18 protein-coding genes are annotated in these 19,789 nt (G+C 35.9%); all 18 read right to left on the reverse strand.

The window, feature by feature from the left end; genetic code table 11:
* Positions 1-15: 15 nt before the first annotated feature.
* The 18 genes from gpmI to DFR78_RS08155 all read right to left on the reverse strand — a co-directional run bounded on the left by gpmI (position 16) and on the right by DFR78_RS08155 (position 19,624).
* The gene (gene gpmI / locus DFR78_RS08070; RefSeq protein ID WP_114458328.1) at positions 16-1,560 is read right to left on the reverse strand and encodes a 2,3-bisphosphoglycerate-independent phosphoglycerate mutase; all 1,545 of its coding nucleotides are present in this window, start codon (positions 1,558-1,560) and stop codon (positions 16-18) included.
* A gap of 46 nt (positions 1,561-1,606) precedes the next feature.
* Complete coding sequence (tpiA, locus tag DFR78_RS08075; protein ID WP_114458329.1) at positions 1,607-2,371, reverse strand: triose-phosphate isomerase; 765 nt, start codon at positions 2,369-2,371, stop codon at positions 1,607-1,609.
* Positions 2,372-2,384: 13 nt separating this feature from the next.
* Positions 2,385-3,587, reverse strand: coding sequence for a phosphoglycerate kinase (pgk, locus tag DFR78_RS08080; protein ID WP_114458330.1), 1,203 nt, complete (start codon positions 3,585-3,587; stop codon positions 2,385-2,387).
* 118 nt (positions 3,588-3,705) lie between these two features.
* Positions 3,706-4,719, reverse strand: coding sequence for a type I glyceraldehyde-3-phosphate dehydrogenase (gene gap / locus DFR78_RS08085; RefSeq protein WP_114458331.1), 1,014 nt, complete (start codon positions 4,717-4,719; stop codon positions 3,706-3,708).
* An 87-nt stretch (positions 4,720-4,806) separates the two neighbouring features.
* Positions 4,807-5,838, reverse strand: coding sequence for a sugar-binding transcriptional regulator (locus DFR78_RS08090; protein ID WP_114458332.1), 1,032 nt, complete (start codon positions 5,836-5,838; stop codon positions 4,807-4,809).
* 177 nt (positions 5,839-6,015) lie between these two features.
* Positions 6,016-7,359 carry an RNA polymerase factor sigma-54 gene (rpoN, locus tag DFR78_RS08095; protein WP_158531738.1) on the reverse strand — a complete coding sequence of 448 codons (1,344 nt, stop codon included), beginning with the start codon at positions 7,357-7,359 and terminating at the stop codon, positions 6,016-6,018.
* A gap of 5 nt (positions 7,360-7,364) precedes the next feature.
* Positions 7,365-8,291 carry a DNA-binding protein WhiA gene (gene whiA / locus DFR78_RS08100; protein WP_114458334.1) on the reverse strand — a complete coding sequence of 309 codons (927 nt, stop codon included), beginning with the start codon at positions 8,289-8,291 and terminating at the stop codon, positions 7,365-7,367.
* A 4-nt stretch (positions 8,292-8,295) separates the two neighbouring features.
* The gene (gene yvcK / locus DFR78_RS08105; protein WP_114458335.1) at positions 8,296-9,573 is read right to left on the reverse strand and encodes a gluconeogenesis factor YvcK family protein; all 1,278 of its coding nucleotides are present in this window, start codon (positions 9,571-9,573) and stop codon (positions 8,296-8,298) included.
* Between the two features lie 14 nt (positions 9,574-9,587).
* Complete coding sequence (gene rapZ, locus DFR78_RS08110; protein ID WP_114458336.1) at positions 9,588-10,439, reverse strand: RNase adapter RapZ; 852 nt, start codon at positions 10,437-10,439, stop codon at positions 9,588-9,590.
* A 95-nt stretch (positions 10,440-10,534) separates the two neighbouring features.
* Positions 10,535-11,506: a squalene/phytoene synthase family protein gene (locus DFR78_RS08115; RefSeq protein WP_114458337.1), complete on the reverse strand. Its 972-nt coding sequence runs from the start codon at positions 11,504-11,506 to the stop codon at positions 10,535-10,537.
* Positions 11,507-11,587: 81 nt separating this feature from the next.
* Positions 11,588-12,541: a glucodextranase DOMON-like domain-containing protein gene (locus DFR78_RS08120; protein WP_114458338.1), complete on the reverse strand. Its 954-nt coding sequence runs from the start codon at positions 12,539-12,541 to the stop codon at positions 11,588-11,590.
* A 16-nt stretch (positions 12,542-12,557) separates the two neighbouring features.
* Positions 12,558-13,475 carry an HPr(Ser) kinase/phosphatase gene (hprK, locus tag DFR78_RS08125; protein WP_114458339.1) on the reverse strand — a complete coding sequence of 306 codons (918 nt, stop codon included), beginning with the start codon at positions 13,473-13,475 and terminating at the stop codon, positions 12,558-12,560.
* Positions 13,468-14,442: an ROK family protein gene (locus DFR78_RS08130; protein ID WP_114458340.1), complete on the reverse strand. Its 975-nt coding sequence runs from the start codon at positions 14,440-14,442 to the stop codon at positions 13,468-13,470. The genes hprK and DFR78_RS08130 overlap by 8 nt, the downstream gene beginning before the upstream one ends.
* 222 nt (positions 14,443-14,664) lie before the next feature.
* Positions 14,665-15,465: a Cof-type HAD-IIB family hydrolase gene (locus tag DFR78_RS08135; protein WP_114458341.1), complete on the reverse strand. Its 801-nt coding sequence runs from the start codon at positions 15,463-15,465 to the stop codon at positions 14,665-14,667.
* A 173-nt stretch (positions 15,466-15,638) separates the two neighbouring features.
* The gene (gene glyA, locus DFR78_RS08140; RefSeq protein ID WP_114458348.1) at positions 15,639-16,865 is read right to left on the reverse strand and encodes a serine hydroxymethyltransferase; all 1,227 of its coding nucleotides are present in this window, start codon (positions 16,863-16,865) and stop codon (positions 15,639-15,641) included.
* Between the two features lie 220 nt (positions 16,866-17,085).
* Positions 17,086-17,256 (reverse strand): 4Fe-4S binding protein, encoded by a 171-nt coding sequence (locus DFR78_RS08145; protein WP_114458342.1) that lies wholly within the window; start codon positions 17,254-17,256, stop codon positions 17,086-17,088.
* A 152-nt stretch (positions 17,257-17,408) separates the two neighbouring features.
* The gene (locus DFR78_RS08150; protein WP_233487026.1) at positions 17,409-18,785 is read right to left on the reverse strand and encodes a hypothetical protein; all 1,377 of its coding nucleotides are present in this window, start codon (positions 18,783-18,785) and stop codon (positions 17,409-17,411) included.
* A 17-nt stretch (positions 18,786-18,802) separates the two neighbouring features.
* Positions 18,803-19,624 carry an outer membrane lipoprotein-sorting protein gene (locus DFR78_RS08155; RefSeq protein WP_114458344.1) on the reverse strand — a complete coding sequence of 274 codons (822 nt, stop codon included), beginning with the start codon at positions 19,622-19,624 and terminating at the stop codon, positions 18,803-18,805.
* Positions 19,625-19,789 lie beyond the last annotated feature (165 nt).

Genomic DNA, 19,789 nt, shown 5'->3' on the forward strand with positions numbered 1-19,789 from the left:
ATTCTAATTACCTCCCTATTTGTCATCATACAGTAATGATTCTCCTGTCATTGCTTTCGGTTTTTCAATTCCAAATATCTCCAGTACAGTAGGTGCAATATCGGCCAGTTTTCCTGATTTAATAACTTTATTTTTAGGACCACCTGCATAGATAAGAGGTACAATATTGGAAGTATGTGCTGTAAATGCTCCACCTTCTTCATCAAACATTTTTTCACTGTTGCCGTGGTCAGCAGTAATCAGTGCCTGACCACCTTTAGCTAAAATAGCTGGAACAATCTCAGATAAACACCTGTCTACAGTTTCTACTGCTTTAACTGCAGCATCAAAAAATCCTGTGTGTCCAACCATATCCGGATTGGCAAAGTTGAGTACAATAAAATCATATTTATCTTTTTCAATCTGTTCTAACAGATTATCTTTAACTTCATATGCACTCATCTCTGGTTTTAAATCATATGTTGCAACTTTAGGTGATGGAACAAGAATTCTATCCTCATTTTCATATGGCACTTCAATTCCACCATTGAAGAAAAATGTTACATGAGCATATTTCTCTGTTTCAGCAATACGCAGCTGTTTTAAACCGGCTCTGCTCAGCACTTCTCCCAGACCATCTTCTATTGATGAAGGAGGAAAAGCAACCGGGAGATCGAATTCTTCATCATATTCTGTCATACAGACATAATAGAGATCTGAAGGATGTTCTGCCGGCCTTTTAAATCCATCAAATTCATCTATTTTTAAAGCCCTGGTAATCTGTCTGGCCCTATCTGCCCGGAAATTAAAGAAAATAACAGAATCGTGATCCATTATTCTACCTACAGGTCTGCCGTTTTCTATTATAACAGCAGGTTCAACAAATTCATCATTTACTCCCTCAGCATAAGAATCTTCTACCACTTTGACAGCATCTTCGTTTTTAATTCCCTGTCCGAGGACTAATGCATTATATGCTTTTTGAGTTCTCTCCCACCGATTGTCCCTATCCATTGTATAATATCTGCCGCTGACTGTTGCAATTTTCCCTGTACCAACTTTATCTAATTCAGCCTGCAGATCTTTTAGGTAAGAAACTCCACTTTTGGGAGGTGTATCCCTGCCGTCAAGTATTGGATGAATATATACTTTTTCTACATCTGCTTTATCTGCCATTTCTATCAGACCAAAAAGGTGCTTTATGTGGCTGTGTACACCTCCATCAGATAAAAGTCCCATTAAGTGAAGTGCACTATTATTATCTTTAGCATGCTGAACTGCTTTTTGGAGAACTTCATTTGCCAGTAGTTCTCCGTTCTCCACAGCCTTATTGATTCTTGTATAGTCCTGATAGACTATTCTTCCTGCACCAAGATTTAGATGCCCTACCTCAGAATTGCCCATCTGTCCTTCAGGCAGGCCGACCTTTTCTCCTGAAGCATGCAGAAATGCATGTGGATATTCTGATTTCAGCTTATCTAAATATTCTGTGTCAGCTTGATATACTGCATTACCTACTGCATTTTCATTTATCCCAAGCCCATCCATGATTATCAGAGCCAGGGGTTTTGGTCTTTCCATCAGCTCAACCTCCTTATAGCCTTATTAAATTATAGGCTTATTTGTCTTATTTATATAGTTTAGATGTTTTTGTAATTATCTCTGCAAAAGAATCTGCCGACAAACTTGCACCACCAACAAGCGCACCATCTATTTCTTCCTGAGCCATAATTTCTTCAACATTATGTGGTTTTACACTACCACCATACTGAATTCGAATCTTATCAGCTGCCTCTGAAAAATCTCTTCTGATGCTTTCTCTGATAACACCAATTACACGGTTGGCTTCCTCTGCAGAAGCGGTCTCACCAGTACCAATAGCCCAGATTGGTTCATAGGCAATAACTGCCTGTTCTACCTGTTCATCTGTTAAACCTGCCAGAGCAGCTCTTACCTGAAATTTAACTTTATCTTCAGTTTCTTCTGCTTTTCTTTCGGAAAGTGTTTCACCAACACAGATAATTGGTTTTATGCCGTTTTCAAAAGCAGATTTAACTTTTCTATTTACATCTTGATCATTTTCATCAAAATACTGTCTTCTTTCGGAATGGCCAACAATTGTATATTCTACTCCCATATCAGCCAGCATTTTGGCTGATATTTCACCGGTAAAAGCACCAGAATCTTCCCAGTATATATTCTGAGCACCGGTCTTTATATTGCTGTCTATAAGAATTTCTTTTACTTTTGCCAGACACAGAGAAGTAGGATATACTCCAATTTCAACATTATCTACAGATTTAACCTTTTCTTTTAGAGCTCTCACAAGCTTTTCTGCCTCATCAATATTTTTATTCATTTTCCAGTTGCCAGCAATAAATGGTTTACGCATTTATATAACCCTCCTATTCGCTAATATCAGAAGTTTCCACTTCATCCAAAGCCTCTACACCGGGGAGCTTTTTCCCTTCAAAAAACATTAAAGAAGCTCCTCCTCCAGTGGAAATGTGACTCATCTTATCAGCTACCCCAGCCTGATTTATTGCAGCAGCAGAATCTCCACCACCAATTACTGAATGAGCTTCTGATTCAGCAAGAGCCTTTGCTAATTCAATAGTCCCATGAGCAAATTTTTCCATTTCAAACACTCCAAGTGGGCCATTCCAGATAACAGTTTTTGCGTTCTTAATAATTTCTTTATAATTTTCTAAACTTTTAGGACCGCCACAGTCTAAAATTTGCCATCCAGCAGGAACTTCCTTAACAGAAACTATCTTTGTATCTGCATCATTAGAAAAATCATCAGCAATTACCACATCAACTGGAAGTACAATATCTACTCCTTTTTCTTCAGCTTCAGCCATCAATTCTTTAGCTAATTCAACTTTATCAGCCTCAACCAGAGAATCTCCAACTTCATAACCTTTTGCCAGCAGAAAAGTATTGGCTATTCCACCAGCAACAATTAATTTATCTACTTTATTAATTAAGTTTTTGATTACATCAATTTTATCAGAAACTTTGGCTCCACCCATAATTGCCACAAAAGGACTGACTGGATTTTCCATTACTTTACCTAAGGCATTTAACTCCCTCTGCATTAAAAAACCTGCAGCAGCTGGTAAATACTCTGCAACTCCCACTGTAGTAGCATGAGCTCTATGGGCAGCTCCAAAAGCATCATTTACATATACATCTGCAAGGGAAGCAAGTTCTTTTGCAAATTCGGGATCATTTGCCTTTTCACCGGCATGGAAGCGGCTGTTTTCTAAGACTAAAACTTCACCATTTTTCAGCCTATCAACAGCTTTTTTAACTTCTTCACCAATACAGTCATCGGCTTTTTTAACTTCTTTATTCAGCAAATTAGCCAGTTCTTTTGCCACCGGGTCCATACGAAGTTCCTCTTTAACCTCTCCCCCTGGTCGACCCAGATGAGAGATAAGCAGTACTTTAGCATCTTCCCTAATCAAATATTCTATTGTTGGAAGCGCTGCTTCAATTCTTGTTTTATCTGCAACTTTTCCATCTTTCAACGGAACATTAAAATCAACTCTAACAAGAACTTTTTTTCCTTTAAAATCTATGTCTTTAAGTGTTTTTTTCATCTTTATACCCCCTGCAAAACTGATCAATAGAAATCAGAATCAACAATAACCTGCTCTGAATTATTTTGCTAACCCAGAGCAGACTATTTTATTATTACTAAAATTCAGATTGTAATTATTATAATCCTAATTTCTTCATTTTAACTGCCAGGTCAATTACACGACTGGCATAACCCCACTCATTGTCATACCAGGATAAGATTTTAACCTGATTACCCTGAATAATACGTGTGTGGTTTGCATCATAGATAGAAGAACGGGAATCTCCAATATAATCGCGGGATACAAGTGGTTCTTCAGTATAACCAAGAATTCCCTGCATAGGTCCTTCAGCCGCTTCTTTCATAGCTTTATTTATATCTTCAACTGTAACATCTTCTTCTAAATCCACAACCATATCTACCAGAGATCCGGTAGGTGTGGGAACACGAACTGCCATACCATCAAGTTTGCCGTCAAGTTCAGGTAGTACTAATGTAACAGCTTTTGCGGCTCCAGTAGTTGTTGGTACAATATTTTCTGCAGCTGCTCTCCCTCTTGTAATCTTCTTCCAGGCATATGGACCATCAAGAATGTTCTGACTTGTTGTATAAGAGTGAATTGTTGTCATTAAACCCTTTTCTATTCCAAATTTATCATTCAGTACCTTTGCCACAGGTGCCAGACAGTTTGTTGTACAGGAAGCATTGGATACAACATTATGTTTTTCTGGATCATATTTGTCATCATTTACACCAAGTACTATTGTCAGATCTTCATTTTTGGCAGGTGCCGAGATTATAACTTTTTTTGCCCCTGCTTCAATATGTTTTTTAGCATCATTTGCATCAGTAAATAACCCTGTAGATTCAATTACAATTTCTACACCATTTTCTCCCCAGGGAAGCTCGGCAGGATTTTTTTCTGCAAAAACTTTAATTTCCTTACCATCAACTATAATACTATTATCAGTAAAATCTACTTCAGCATCAAATCTGCCCTGACTGCTGTCATATTTCAGCAGATATGCAAGAATTCTGGGTTCAACCAGATCATTAATTGCTACAAACTCCACCTCAGGATTGTTAAATGAACTTCTTAAAGCAGCCCTTCCAATTCGACCAAATCCATTAATCGCAACTTTTACACTCATCTATTATCTTCCTCCTTCAAAATAATTAATTAAAAAGTAATCACTTTCTACTGTTTAATAAGCTGATCTAAAAACAACGGATACTTTTCAGACCTCACCTCCTTTTAGCCTGATAATTTTCCTGGCCGTTACTTCATCTGTAATTAATATATCCTGATACTGTGGTGAAACTGCTGCAAGAATTGCTTCAGCTTTATTTTCTCCTCCAGCAACAACTATAACTGTCTCTATATCTTTTAAATCCTCCAGGGTTAGACCAACACTAGCAGTTGAATAAACAATTTTCCCCGAACTGTCGAAATAAAAGCCAAAAGCTTCACTGACAGCTCTTTCAGCAGTGAGAAAATCGATTTCTTCTCTGCTTAATCCTCTGCGGACAGCCATATCTTCAGCACTGCCTACTCCATGTATCAATATATTTGCTTTTTTTAAAATCTGCAGTGTTTTCTGTATGCTGGGTTCATGACAAATCCGAGAAAAATTTTCCTCAGCAATATTGTCAGGGACATGTAAAAGATAATAACTACCGCCAAGTTTTTTGGCAATCTCAGCGGCAATGGTATTTGCCTGTATTTCAACATCTTCACCAAGACCACCTCTGCCGGGAACAACAAGCACATCACTAACTTCCTGTCTGCTGTCCATACGTGCTGCAACTTCTGCCAGTGTTGTCCCCCCAGTAACTGCCAGTATATCTCCATTTTTAATTTCTTCCTGAAGCAGCTGTGCTGCCAACCTGCCTATTTCTACTTTTCGGTCAGTTTCTGATACAGCTCCATTAACAAGTTTAACTTTTTTTAAGCCCAGCATCTTTTCAAGTTTTTGTTCCAAATTTTTAATATCTCGCAATTCTTTAATGTACTCATCTAATTCTACCAAAAATTCTTCCCCAGTTCTAGTAATCTGTGTACCAGCAGGAGTAATTCTTATAAAATAATTTTTTTCAAAGAATTCGAGATCATTTCTTACCTTTCTTTCACTTAAATCAAGCATATGAGCAAGTGCCCTTCTACCAACAGGCTGATGATAATAAATACTTCTAAGTATATTATAACGTATTTGTGCAGTTTCTACTATTTCAGGTACTATTTTTTCCTGAATTTTGAAAAGCTTTTTCATAATAATCCTCCGTGTTGGAACGATTTTGACCAAATGGAACAAAAATGTCCCGATAATGATAAAAACAGACTTGGAAATCAAACTTCCATTTATTCACCTACAATAATATATTCTATAGTAATCTAATAATTCCTGCCTAGATATCAAAAAAATTTTATTATCAGCATTAAAAATCTATTAAGGATGCTTATATTTCTTTTTTCTTTTACGTGAAGAGGCAATTCCCATTTCATTTCTATATTTAGCCAGTGTCCTTCTATTAAGATCCAGATTTTCATTATGTGAAATTAAATCTGATAGTTTAGAATCACTGAGAGGAGATTCTGGATCTTCTGCTTCTATATATTTGCGGATAATAGCCTTTATGCTGTGAGAGGAAATTCCATTAATACCACTGGAGAAAAAAAATTTAAGGCTGAACAGACCTCTGGGTGTCTGCATATATTTACCGCTGGCTGCTCTGCTGACAGTTGATTCGTGCATATCGATAATTTCTGCAATCTCATCCATGGTCATTGTTTTTAGAAATTCAATTCCTTTATCAAAAAATTCTTTCTGCCGTTCTACAATTGCCCTTGAAAGTCTATAAACAGTCATCCTCCTCTGTTCAATACTTTTTATCAGCCAGAGTGCTGACTTATATTTTTTCTCCAAAAATTCTGCGGTTTCACTGTCATTTTTTTCTTTCATCATTTGAAAATACATCGGATTTATGCGGAGAGTTGGGCTTGCTTTTTCATTTAAAATTATCACATAATCATCTTTTATCTCTTTAACAATAATATCCGGTATTATATATTCAGGTTCCTTTTCCTGAGTGAGCTGCTTACCTGGAGCTGGATCCAGAGTGCTGATCAGGTTTAGTGCAGCCCATATATCTTCAGAACTTTCTTCTAATGAAGAGATAATATCTTCATACCTCTGTTCTGTTAGTTCTTCAAAATAATCTCTAATAATTTTTTCAGCCAAATCTGTATCAAACATAGAATTGTTCAGCTGTATAAGAAGACTTTCCTGTAGATCTCTTGCCCCAATTCCCGAAGGATCTAAATTTTGTACTGCAGAGAGAACTTTTCCCACCTTCTCTCTGCTTTCATTCAGTTTTTTACTTATGCTGTCTAGATCTTCTTCTAAAAAACCACTTTCATTTAAATTTCCTATTATATATCTGCCTATACTGATTTCTGAAGGTGAAATTACTTCAAAAAGCTGATTTTCTAAATGTTCATAAAGATCTGGTCTATACTGAACCATATTTTCAAAACTGTAATCTCTTTCTTCATCTTCACCAGAAAAATTATTTCCGGAAAAATTCTGATACTGATTTCTAATCCTTGCTTCAAAATGATCGTCTATATTTACTTCTTCTCGATCAAGCATTGGATTTTCCTGAAGTTCTTCTTCCACATATTCATTAAGCTCCTGGCCTGAATACTGCAGGAGTTCAATCGCCATCTGCAGGCTGGGAGTCATTACTAATTTTTGCTGTTGTTCCATCTGGAGATTAAAATCAAGTTCCATTATCATTACCCCCGAATTTCGTCCGCTAATTTTTTTAAACGTCTAAATCTATGATTAACCCCTGATTTACTTAAATCTAATTTTTCTCCAAGTTCTTTAAGACTTGCATACGGATTTTCTTTCCTCAGCTCTGCAATCTCCTTTAAGCTTCTACTTAAAACATTCAGTCCCTTTTTGTTTTCAATAAGTTTTATATTTTCCAGCTGATCTGTGGCAGCAGAAACTGTTTTTTCAAGATTTGCTGTTTCAAAATTCACCTTTCTATTGACATCATTTTTTACCTGTTTAACAATCTGAATATTTTCCATATCAAGCAGTGCCTTATGAGCACCAATAATATTCAAAATTTTGACAATTTCCTCATAGTTTTTGAAATATATTACATAATTTTCTTTGTGTTCGGTCTGATGTGGGTTTAATTCAAATTTTTTCAGCAAATCGATAAGGTCATCGGACAGACTGCTTCTCTCACATCTAAATTCCAAATGATATTCGCTTTTAGGGCTATTTATAGAACCTCCCCCCAAAAAGATGCCTCTCAGATATGCCTGGGCCAGCTTTCTGTTTTTGAGATATTCTTCCTTTATGCGGAAAATAAGATTATTTTTGGGATTCAAAAATCCAAGTTCAAGCAGAAATTCCCTTATTCCAGGCTGTGGTGTCAGAATCAGTTCATAGCTGTGTTTGCGGTTAAATTTCCTGTTCTGACGTACAATAATTTCTATATTAAAGCCAAACCTTTCTTTTATCAGAGAAAAAATTCTTCTGGCGAGATTGCCATGGTAAATCTTTATTTTGACAGCAAGGTGCCTTTCGGAAATCTGAATAGAACCATTCATTCTGATAAGTGCTGCCAACTCTGCAAGCTGTTCTTCATAACTTCTATTTTCATACCTGACCAGCTCATCCTTTACCCGATCTGTATAAGACATATTTTCACCTACTTTCGTACAACCTGTAAATCACCTCTGCCAGTGCATCAGGATCATGACGCAGATAGCTGTCTGACATAAGCAAATTTTTTTCTATTATTTTTAGGTTCATCTCTTTTAGCCGTTTTTCATCAACCTTTACAGGAAATGCACCCTCTGCTTCATAACGTTTCATCACTTCAGCAGAACCTTTTTCTCCATTTACTATTATATAATCAAATAATCCCTCACCAACATGATCAATTATTGCCCGGGCATGATCGGCGGCAGTATAACCATCTGTTTCCCCCGGCTGAGTCATAACATTTGCAATATATATTTTTAATGCACTGCTCTTTTTGAGAGATTCTGGAATACCTTTGATAAGCAAGTTGGGCAAAATACTTGTATAAAGGCTTCCCGGTCCAATTAGAATAATTTCTGCATTTTTTACTGCCTCCAAAACTTCTGGAGTTGTTGCAGCGGTTTCCGGCTTAAGAAACACTTTTTCTATTTTTTTGTTATAAGCAGGAATGGCAGATTCTCCAATCCTCGTTTCCCGATCCTGATAATGTGCTCCCAGCTTTATATCTTCATTGGAGGCTGGAAGAACTCGACCGCGAATTGCAAGAATTTTGCTGGAAGCTCTAACTGCTTCTTCAAAATCACCCAGCACCTCAGTCATAGCAGCTATATACAGATTACCAAAACTGTGGCCTCCCAGCTGTCCTTCTGACTGAAAGCGATACTGAAAAAGTTTTTCCATCAGAGGTTCTCTATCGGCAAGTGCAACAAGACAGTTGCGGATATCTCCCGGGGGAAGAATTCCCATCTCATCTCTGAGCCTACCCGAACTTCCACCATCATCAGCCACTGTCACCACTGCTGTTATATTATCACTGTATTTTTTTAAACCTCTAAGCAGGTTTGACAGACCTGTTCCACCACCAAAAGCTACAATTTCCGGCCCTTTTTTGAGCTTTTTCTTTTTATAGAGTATGTCTATTAGCTCATCATTCGGAGCAAGCTGTTTGTTCAGTTCATCTTTAATTTTATAAAGGGAATAATAAATAATAAATATTCCGAAAAAAATCATAAAAAGCCCAACAAATTTTAATATAACAGCATAATAAGCTGGAAAAACAGCTGTTATTATATTTGATAATATGCTCTCAAGATATAATGTTAGATCAAAACCAAAAAATGGATTCATCCCCGCACTCAAAATTATCATTCCGAGCAGAGTTAAAAACAGCCATCTTTTAACCCCCAGTCCGGGTAAAAACCACTTCCAAAAATTCATAATCTTTCACTTCCTCATTTATCTAAATCACGGTGATCTATATTTATCTTATAATCCATCTTTTTTAATCTTTCAGCAAGTTTCACAACTGTGGTTACAGATCTGTGTTTACCACCTGTACAACCAATAGCGATAGTAAGGTGGCTTTTTCCCTCTTTTCTGTATTCAGGAAGCAAAAAATCAAGCAGAGCATAAAATTTCTGCAGAAATTTTTGAGTAACAGGCCATTTCAATACATAATCCCGTACTACTTTCTCTTCCCCAGTGTGGTTTTTTAATGATGAAATATAATGAGGATTGGGAAGAAATCTTACATCAAAAACCAGATCAGCATCACGGGGCAGACCATATTTAAATCCAAACGAAAGCAGAGTAATGGGCAGATATTCTTTTGAATTTTCCTCAAAATTGAGCAGGCGGCTGAGATTTTTATAAAACTCTTTAATATCCAGATTGCTGGTATCAATTGTTTCTGCAGCCCTACCTTTCAATTCTTCTAAAATTTTTCGCTCCCGTTTGATAGCTTCTAAAATCCTTCCCTGCTGATCAAGGGGATGCCTTCTTCGGCTTTTCTTATACCTTCTAATTAAAACTTCATCTGAAGCTTCTAAAAATAATATATCATAATCAATCTGTAATTCTTCCAGTTTTGAAAGTTCTTCAAATAATTCGGTAAAAAATTCTCGTCCTCTGATATCACTTACAAGTGCAATCTTATTCATCTCTGACTTTGAACATAATTCTGCAAATTTTGATATAAGTGCTGGCGGCAGATTATCCACACAGAAATAGCCCTTATCTTCAAAATAATTAAGGGCGACTGATTTTCCAGCACCAGACATTCCTGTTATTATAAAAAAATTCATCTGCTTAACTGGCTCCTCTCAAAACCTATATAATCTGTCTTAATTTAATTTTACATCAAGCTGATAAAAAAGTAAAACATCAATCCTGCTCCCAATTATAGGCTCAATTTCTGGATTTTTTTGATAAAATATTTTTCCGGTGATTTTAATATTTTTAAAAATTCTATTTTCGATACTTTAACAGGTCTGCTGCCATAAAATATTTCTTTGTTATCTTTTAACTTCTCTAAAGTGGCAGCACCCAGTGCATTATTTACCGCAAAAAACTTCTTATATCCAGAAAGCTCATCTGGGAGTGCCCTATAATATTTAACAAGTGCTTCAGTATGTTTGCCTGCATCTTTAAGCATTGTATTTAAAGCTTTAAGAGCTCCTGACTTATTCTCTTTATCTCTCAGCTCCTCTTCAGTAATTTTTAGATCTGCAAGTGGCCAAAAATGTTTGGCCCTATTTTCCAGATCATCCTTAATATCACGAATAAGGTTAACTTTCTGCAGAAAAAGTCCTGCTTCATTAAAATTTTCCTTAAGTACTTCTTTTTTTCTATCTTCCATATCCATTTTGTAAATAATGAGATCTGTTAAAAAACCTCCTACGGTTCCCGCTACATAATAGCAGTATTCATCCAGTTCAGAAAAAGTCCTCACTTTTTTCTGCAAATATTTCTGCATACCCTGATTCATTTCTACAAACCAGCTGTAGGAAAATACTTTTATCTGATCATCAAATTTATCATAGGCTGCATGAACCTGTCTTATGTTGTGACTCAACTCTCTTAAAGACGGGTTTTTAATTAAGCTGCTGTTTTTTTCTATAATTTCAAAATCTTCATTTCTGTCATAATCTCTACTGGAAAATATTTTGCTGACAGTATCCATCAGCATTTTCCTTTTTGCAAAGTCTAATTCTTCTACCTCATCTTCAAAATTATCCAGAATTCTGTCCTGAAGATATGTAACAAGTACCTCATTTCGAATTATATCATCCAGCATAGGGATTGTCAGAGCAAAGCTCCTGGAAACTTTAGATAAAATATCCCGGCAAAATTTTAAAGATTTATCTGACATCATTTCACCTCTTCCATAACTTTATATGCCCGCCCAATTCATTATTGAATCTGTACTATATTAATCTATATTATGTTTAAATTAAACTTTATACTTTTTTATAAAAACATAGATTAAATACAAATAAAATAGAAATGCAAATACAATAATTAAGTTTTTTTCTGTAAAATAATATGCTGTCAGTTTTTTAAAAACAGGCATTGATGGTTTTAACTTCAGATAAGGAACCACCGGCAAATCGCCTTCCGAAAGTATTTTTTTCTGATCTTTACCATCTGGAACCAGAATATCAACCACACTGGGAGCTTTTTTTATATCTCTGCCGCTTAAGTCATATAACTGCCAGGAAGCAGGAGTATCTGAAACACTCCGATAGTGGCCAAAACCAAAAGGGTCAAAACTCCCTATCAGCAGAACAAATTTGCTGTTATCAAGCAGACCCAGCTCTTTTTTTGCAATTCTCATAATTATTGTATTCTCCCTTTTGTCCACAACAGCTGTTTTTGCAGCAAAAGGATCAATAAGTGCATTTTCGTTTAAATTGTAAAGATCTTTTCCTATATCATCAGGTTCAAACAGACGCACCCACCAGCCGCTTATTTTAAGATATTTATCCCATTTAAAATCCTCGGAAAAACTTATATTGGCGCCTTTCTGAAAGAGCTTATCTGCTCCACCATCTTTATTATCAAAATATATTTCTATCAGCGGCAGACTAAACCCAAATCTGCTGTTCCAGGGATCGCTAAGTTTAGTAAATTTAAATTCAAAACTGTAGTGTTTTTCAGACTCATAAATAGTTAATGACAGAAGATCAAACAGGTGTCCTTCTTTCTTAAAAATATGGTTTAAAGGATAATTGTAAGTGCCGGGTCCATAATCATCTCCAGCATTATCCATTTTATTAAAAATAACATGACTGTCAGCTGCTGCTTCAACAATGATACTAAACAGTGATATCATTAAAATAATATTTATCAGCAGTACAAAAGTTATTATTTTTACTAAAATTTCTTCTTTAACAGCCAAAATCACCGACACCTACCTCCAGTTATCTTCTCAAAATATTTTCAGCAAAATCTGCAGCAGCATTATAACCCATTGACTTCATTCTGAAATTCATGGCTGCAACTTCAAGTACAAGGGCCAGATTCCTCCCCGGTTTGACAGGTATCAAAATTTCTTCAACTCCAATACCCATTATTTCTGTTTTCCGGCTGTCAAGTCCCAGACGTTCATACTCTTCTCCTTTTTTCCAGTTCTCCAGCCGTGTCACCAGGTTTATAGGAGAAGAATTCTTTACGGCTCCAGCTCCAAAAAGATTTTTTACATTTATAATACCAATACCCCTCATCTCCAAAAAATAGCGTGAGTTTTCTGGTGCCATACCTGTTAAACGCATTTCCGCCACTTTGCGAAGTTCTATTATATCATCGGCTACAAGTCTGTGCCCTCTTTTTACAAGTTCAATTGCTGTTTCACTTTTCCCGATACCGCTTTCTCCTGTGATAAGTACTCCAATTCCATAGATATCCACCAGAACTCCATGAATTGTCTTTACTGGAGCCAGCTTCTCTTCCAGATAATTCAGCAGCATACTGCTGAATCTGGTTGTAGAAATTTTGGTAGAAAAAAGAGGTATTCCTTCTTTTTCTGCCTTTTCGACCAGCAGGTCAGGAACTTTTTCTCCACTGGAAACAATAATACAGACAGGATCATATGAAACAAACTGTTCGATTCTCTGTTTTAAAATATCTGCTTCCAGCTCATTGAGAAATGATATTTCAGTCTTTCCTATTAAATTTATCCTCTCTGGAGTAAAATATTTCCAGAAACCGGCCAGCTCTATTCCCGGCCGTTTTATATCACTCACAGTGATCTCCCGCTTTATACCTGCCTTACCTGCAATAATTTCTATATCAAACCTATTAAAAATATCTAAAACAAGTAATTTTTCCTTATTATCCATTTTTTATTAACCTTTCTTTCATGGCAACCGCCAGTGCTCCCATTAAACCTATTTTATCACCCAATTCAGCTTTTTTTACTTCTAGCACAGACAAAGATGCATCCAGAGCATTCTGGTGCATAACCTCAAGAGCCTTATCTAAAAACAGATCAGAGGCCTTCATGACCCCACCTCCCAAAACTATCAGCTGTGGATTAAAAATATTAACAACATTGCCTAATCCTATCCCCAGATAAAAACCTGTGGTCGAAAATATCTCTGCTGCTGTTTTATCCCCTTTTCTGGCAGCCTCAGCACAGACAGCAGCATCAATTTTATCCATATCTCCATCTGCAAGTTCTAATATAAGATCACTCTGCTTGGATTTTACCGCTTCTTTGGCCATCCTGCTAATAGATTTACCAGATGCAAAAGACTCCAAACAGCCGTGATTACCACATCCACAGAGAGGTCCATTCGGGTCAATAACAGTATGACCAATCTCACAGGCATTATTAGAATATCCGCTAAAAAGTTCTTTTTTTATTACTGATCCCCCGCCAATTCCTGTGCTAATTGTGAGGTAAACCATATCGTCAACATCTCTTCCAGCTCCAAACCATTTTTCTGCAAGTGCAGCTGCATTAGCATCATTTTCCAGCACGGTTTTGATATTAAATTTATTTTCTATAATTTCTACAATATGTACCTTTTTCCAGGGAAGATTGGAATTTTCAACAATTATACCGTTTTTTATGTCAAGTGGTCCAGGACTACCTATACCAAGTGCTTTTATATGACCGGTAGCAATACCTGCTTTTTTGAGCACATCCTCAACTGTCTTAAATATATTATTTATAACATGTTTTTCCCCCATCTCGGCCTGAGTATCTCGACGAGAAGATGCAAGGATATTTCCTTCTCCATCTCCAAGTCCGGTCAATATTTTGGTTCCTCCCAGATCTATGCCCAGATAATATTCACTCATAAAACAATCCCCTTCCCCTCTAATATTAATTAAACATCCTTGAACTTGCATTAATTATCAACACAGTCCGACAACTCCCATAAATGCCGGCAATCTTTCAGCGCCCAGTAAAAGTAAAATAAAAGTGATAAAAATCAAACAGTAAATATTAGTCTATAGAATTATTATATCACTGTGAAGTAATGCTTTACAAACTGATGTCGATCTGGCAGAATAATTCTACTATAAATTAAAGTAAGCTTTTAAATATTTTGCTGCACCAAGTTCTATATTTCTGGGAGCGATATTTTTTATGTTTTCTTTTAATTCCGGATGTCCATTTTCCATAGCCACACCATGTCCAACCCACTGCAGCATTTTAAGATCATTTAATCCATCACCAAAAGCCATAATTTCTTCTCTGTTTACAGACAGTTTATCTGCAATTTTTTTTAAGGCTGATGCCTTAGAAATATCTCTAGCTGTCATTTCCACAAAATTATTAATAGAAGTTGTTACTTCAAGTCTGTCAGCAAATTTTTCTGACAGTTTATTATATATTTCCTTGTGCAGTTTTGAATCATTTTCTATTATTACCAGTTTTGTTGGCGGCTTTTTGATAAATTCATTTAAACTGCCGACTTCTTCTGCCTTTATACCAGCTGTCTTTTCGTATATAGATGTTTCTTCCTGTTTTTTTTCTATAAAAAGTCTGTCATCAAGGTAAACCTGCAGATAATAGCCTTCGTTTGCAGCAAATTCAATAATCTCTCTTGCAGTTTTAAGTGGTATTGGATCATGAAATATAACTTCTTCTTTTACTGGATCTACAACAAGGGCTCCATTATAATTTATAACAGCTTCTTTGATATTCAGCTGTTTAATATAGGGCAGAGCGGAGCAGAACATTCTACCTGTTGCAGTAAGTGTTGTTATTCCTTTTGACTGTAATTTTTTTATTGTTTCAACTGTTTCCATTTCCAGCTGGTGTTCATTATTAAGCAGAGTTCCATCAAGATCAAATGCAATTAATTTTATACTCATTTTTATCCTTTCTTATTAAAAAGGCCGGGGCAGCCCCGGCCTTTTTTATCTTTATTTTGATTTTATAATTACACTGCAAAAAAACGATTTTTGGTATCATTACGATTTAAAAGCATTTCATGATAGGAATTTCTTATTTAAAACTTTCCACAGTGCAACAATTTTATTTATTCTTAAACAAATTTTTCGGAGTATTTATGTACCTCTTTTTTGAGTTCTGCAAGGGTTTTTTCATCATCTGAGGCTTTTAATGCTTCAAATATAAATTCTCCTATTTTCTTCATATCTTTCTCTTTCATTCCCCGTGTTGTTACAGCTGGTGTTCCTATTCTGATTCCACTTGTTACAAACGGACTTCTTGTCTCAAAGGGAATTGTATTTTTGTTGACTGTAATTCCTACTTTATCTAGTGCTGCTTCTGCATCCTTACCTGTTATATTCATGTTATTTAAGTCTACCAGCATCATATGATTGTCTGTTCCACCTGATACAAGGCGCATACCGTAACTGCTTAAGGTCTCTGCAAGCACTTTAGCATTTTTTATTATCTGCTTTTGATATTCCACAAATTCATCTGTCAGTGCTTCTTTAAAAGCCACACCTTTTGCTGCTATTATGTGCATTAGAGGACCACCCTGCAGGCCCGGGAAAATTGCCTTATCAATATCTTTTGCATATTCTTTTTTACAGAGAATCATTCCTCCTCTGGTACCTCTAAGTGTCTTGTGAGTTGTAGTTGTCACAAAATCTGCTTCCGGTACCGGATTTGGATGCAGATCTGCTGCTACTAAACCTGCTATATGAGCCATATCCACCATAAATAGGGCTCCAACTTTATCTGCTATTTCTCTAAATCTGTGAAAGTTAATAACACGCGGATATGCACTGGCTCCTGCAACAATGAGTTCGGGTTTAACTTCTTCTGCCAATTTTTCTACCTGATCATAATCTATAATTTCCTTATCTTTTGTTACTCCATAATGGACAAAATTATAATATTTACCCGACATATTTACAGGACTTCCATGAGTGAGGTGCCCTCCATGTGTCAGATCCATGGCCAGGACTGTTCCTCCGATTGGAACCTGAGAAAAATATACTGCCTGATTTGCCTGTGAACCTGAATGGGGCTGTACATTTACGTGTTCTGCTTTAAAAAGCTCTTTTGCCCTCTTTATTGCCAGCTCTTCTGCTTTATCTATTACTTCACAGCCGCCATAATATCTTTTATGTGGATATCCTTCTGCATATTTATTGGTCAACACAGAACCGGCGGCTTCCATTACAGCCTCACTAACAAAATTTTCGGAGGCAATAAGTTCAATATTCTGGGCCTGACGTTTTTCTTCTTCTGCAATTATATCAGCCATTTCGGGATCAACACTTTTTAACTCATGCATATGCATAAATCTCATCTCCTTATTTTAATTGTCTTCATAATATTTATTCTATATACAAATATTAAATCCTGCTTAATTTTCTCCATAATATTAAAATTATAGTTAAGTGTGCCTCTCCTCCTAAATCAAAAACAAGATTTAGATGGATTTTTCTTGGCTGATTTAGATAAAAACAAATAAAAAAACCGGAGTATTAACCACTCCGGTCCTATTGGAAAATTTATGCCTGGCTGATTGCATCAACAGGACATACAGCAACACATGCAGCACAATCAATACAGGTATCTGCATCGATCACATACTGTGTATCACCTTCGCTGATAGCATCCACAGGACATTCTGGTTCACAGGCACCGCACATGATACAGTCGTCAGAAATTACGTGAGCCATTGTCTACATTCACCCCCGCTCTATCACTTATATGTATTTAAACCCTTAAGTACACAAAACTATTATATCCAGACATCTTTTTAATGTCAACCTGTCAGATATTAATTTATAATATTTTTTGCAATTATACTGACATCATCTCTCAGTACAGGCTAAAAGCTGTATCTTAATCCTACTGATGTAAAGTCATTATCATCAAATTGACCAAAAGTAGTCTCTCTATCTCCATTAAATATTTTGTGAGACAGCTCAAGATGCAGATCCTGCTGCAGTTCATAATCTACAGCAGCTTCCAGACTGTAATCATTATCGTTCAGATTATAAATCCAGGTTAATTCTGGAATTATTTTTTCACTGCTGTAGCTGTCTTTAAGTTTTACAATTGCTCTATGTGAGGTATAATCCCCCTCTGGGTTGTAATCAATATGATTTTTTTGAATCTGTTCATCATCAAGAATTTTTGTGCCTTTAAACTGAATATTTAAATTAATATTATTTATGGGGAGATCTCTATCTCCACCTATAATCCAGGCTATTCTATTATTTTTTACTGATGGATTATTACCAGATGTATCATCTGTTCGATAGTAGGCTAATTCAAAACGGCTGTTTATATCAGCAGCAGCTCCCGCCAATTCAAAACCAAAAATATCTACTTCATCATAGTGTAAATCAGCATTAGTTAAAATTTTATTAAATTCAGCTGAACTTATACTTGAACTTAAATCTATATTATCTAAACCCTGTTTTAAGGCCTGAGGATTATAACTTGGTTCTCTAAGATAACCTTTATAATAGCTGAAACCATAATCCACGCCCTGTCTGCTGTCTGTAAAGCGGAGACCAAATTGATTTTCTTCGCCTTCTAAAGAATTTTCAAATTTATTTATTATATCTGTCTGTGTATATGGTGTAATAACCGCCAGATCTGAAAGCTCAAACTTATCAGCAAAAGGATTAATTATCCAGTTTCCAAGTGGGCTATCAGGGTCATCCGCCAGCCTGTGTCCATTAAAATCAGGTGTGTAAACAAATTCAAGACTGGCATTACCTCCCCTAAAGTAGCGGTCTATTTTTAACATTTCTTCGCCTATCTGCCTATCCTTATATTCTCGATTTATAAAATCACTCATATCTTCTGGATTTAAATTATCAACAACATGAACTTTATCTCCTGTGCCCCATATTAGGCGGTGTTTTCCAATTAGAAAATGATATTTATCACCATAGTAGCGGTAATATGCTTCATCAAAATCAATTTCTTCTGCTGCTCCAGCCTGAAAATCGAGCAGAAATTTAAATTCATGTGTTTTACCAGGGTAAGTAAAATTTATTTCTCCCATTATATTTTCTTCCAAATCACCATTATCAGTCATTATCCTGTATTCCGGGAAAAATTCTCCACCTACCTCAACTGATGTTTTTTCATCTCCATAAAAACTGCTTCCATTAAAAGCAGAGATAGAATTTGTCGCAATTAAAATGAAAACAGCTGCAGTTATAAAAATTAAACTTCTATTTTTAAACATTTTAATTTCCCCCTGCATTAACGCCCTGTTTTAAGATACTGCTGAGTAAATCTTCTGTCACTAATCTTTTTATTATATTCAAGCAGATATTTCCCATTCTGCTGTTTTACATATAATCTTGTGCTGTGGCCTGTGTCTAGATTCTTCATTAGTATAGAATACACAGTCCAGACTCCACTTACCTTTTCTACTTTACTTTCCACAACCATCTCTTTATACAATTTTTTAGTGTCTTTATGATACATTTCTACTTTTAAAGGTACATAATGTTCTTTTGTCACCCAACTTATTGTTTTAGCATACTGCTCCTCTTCTGGATTTTTTGGTACAGCTTCTACAACATAACAATCATAACCATTGATTTCTTCCTCTTTAAGCATCTCATATACAAAATCATCTATCTCTCTGGATTTCATATCATCATATGTAAAATCTGTTCCCATAAACGAATCTTCACCCTGACCCCCAGATATTCTTCTTACTCTGCCCAAATCAGGAAGATATATCCATTGATCATCATCTTGTCCATCATTTTCAATCTGTAAAAAACGAGTATTTTTTACAGAAGCTGGTTCATGAAACATCATAATTGTCTGATCTAAATCGTTTTTTATATCAATTTTTTTGGACCAGACCTCAACAACCCTGGGCCTCACGTTTCCATTTTCATCTATTAAATCCATACCCATAAGTACATGTCTTGTTTTTCCTGTATCTCTTTCATCAACTCTTTCCATTACTTCCCTTCCATCAACAGCATAAACAGATAAACTAGCTGATAAAATTATGGCTGCAGTTATAACCAGGGTGATTTTAACATAATTGTTTCTCCCTTTCATTTTCTGTTCCTCCTCTTATAATGTAATTAGTGACACTAATTGAATTGACCCTCCTCGGGGCAAGCCCACGAGGATTCCTGCTTCTTAGAAGTGGTAACCCACCATCTCCACAGGCTTAAAATCCTGTTAGCCCAACAGTATATCCTCTAACTTGCCTTTTGTATT

Origin of the sequence: Halanaerobium sp. MA284_MarDTE_T2 (assembly GCF_003337245.1) — a bacterium.
GTDB lineage: Bacteria > Bacillota > Halanaerobiia > Halanaerobiales > Halanaerobiaceae > QPJE01.

Excerpts from the sequence above, each read along its gene's own strand:
- gpmI (WP_114458328.1), bottom strand. The coding sequence starts at position 1,560 with ATGGAAAGACCAAAACCCCTGGCTCTGATAATCATGGATGGGCTTGGG.
- tpiA (WP_114458329.1), bottom strand. The coding sequence starts at position 2,371 with ATGCGTAAACCATTTATTGCTGGCAACTGGAAAATGAATAAAAATATT.
- pgk (WP_114458330.1), bottom strand. The coding sequence starts at position 3,587 with ATGAAAAAAACACTTAAAGACATAGATTTTAAAGGAAAAAAAGTTCTT.
- gap (WP_114458331.1), bottom strand. The coding sequence starts at position 4,719 with ATGAGTGTAAAAGTTGCGATTAATGGATTTGGTCGAATTGGAAGGGCT.
- DFR78_RS08090 (WP_114458332.1), bottom strand. The coding sequence starts at position 5,838 with ATGAAAAAGCTTTTCAAAATTCAGGAAAAAATAGTACCTGAAATAGTA.
- rpoN (WP_158531738.1), bottom strand. The coding sequence starts at position 7,359 with ATGGAACTTGATTTTAATCTCCAGATGGAACAACAGCAAAAATTAGTA.
- whiA (WP_114458334.1), bottom strand. The coding sequence starts at position 8,291 with ATGTCTTATACAGATCGGGTAAAGGATGAGCTGGTCAGGTATGAAAAT.
- yvcK (WP_114458335.1), bottom strand. The coding sequence starts at position 9,573 with ATGAATTTTTGGAAGTGGTTTTTACCCGGACTGGGGGTTAAAAGATGG.
- rapZ (WP_114458336.1), bottom strand. The coding sequence starts at position 10,439 with ATGAATTTTTTTATAATAACAGGAATGTCTGGTGCTGGAAAATCAGTC.
- DFR78_RS08115 (WP_114458337.1), bottom strand. The coding sequence starts at position 11,506 with ATGTCAGATAAATCTTTAAAATTTTGCCGGGATATTTTATCTAAAGTT.
- hprK (WP_114458339.1), bottom strand. The coding sequence starts at position 13,475 with ATGGATAATAAGGAAAAATTACTTGTTTTAGATATTTTTAATAGGTTT.
- DFR78_RS08130 (WP_114458340.1), bottom strand. The coding sequence starts at position 14,442 with ATGAGTGAATATTATCTGGGCATAGATCTGGGAGGAACCAAAATATTG.
- DFR78_RS08135 (WP_114458341.1), bottom strand. The coding sequence starts at position 15,465 with ATGAGTATAAAATTAATTGCATTTGATCTTGATGGAACTCTGCTTAAT.
- glyA (WP_114458348.1), bottom strand. The coding sequence starts at position 16,865 with ATGCATGAGTTAAAAAGTGTTGATCCCGAAATGGCTGATATAATTGCA.
- DFR78_RS08145 (WP_114458342.1), bottom strand. The coding sequence starts at position 17,256 with ATGGCTCACGTAATTTCTGACGACTGTATCATGTGCGGTGCCTGTGAA.
- DFR78_RS08150 (WP_233487026.1), bottom strand. The coding sequence starts at position 18,785 with ATGTTTAAAAATAGAAGTTTAATTTTTATAACTGCAGCTGTTTTCATT.
- DFR78_RS08155 (WP_114458344.1), bottom strand. The coding sequence starts at position 19,624 with ATGAAAGGGAGAAACAATTATGTTAAAATCACCCTGGTTATAACTGCA.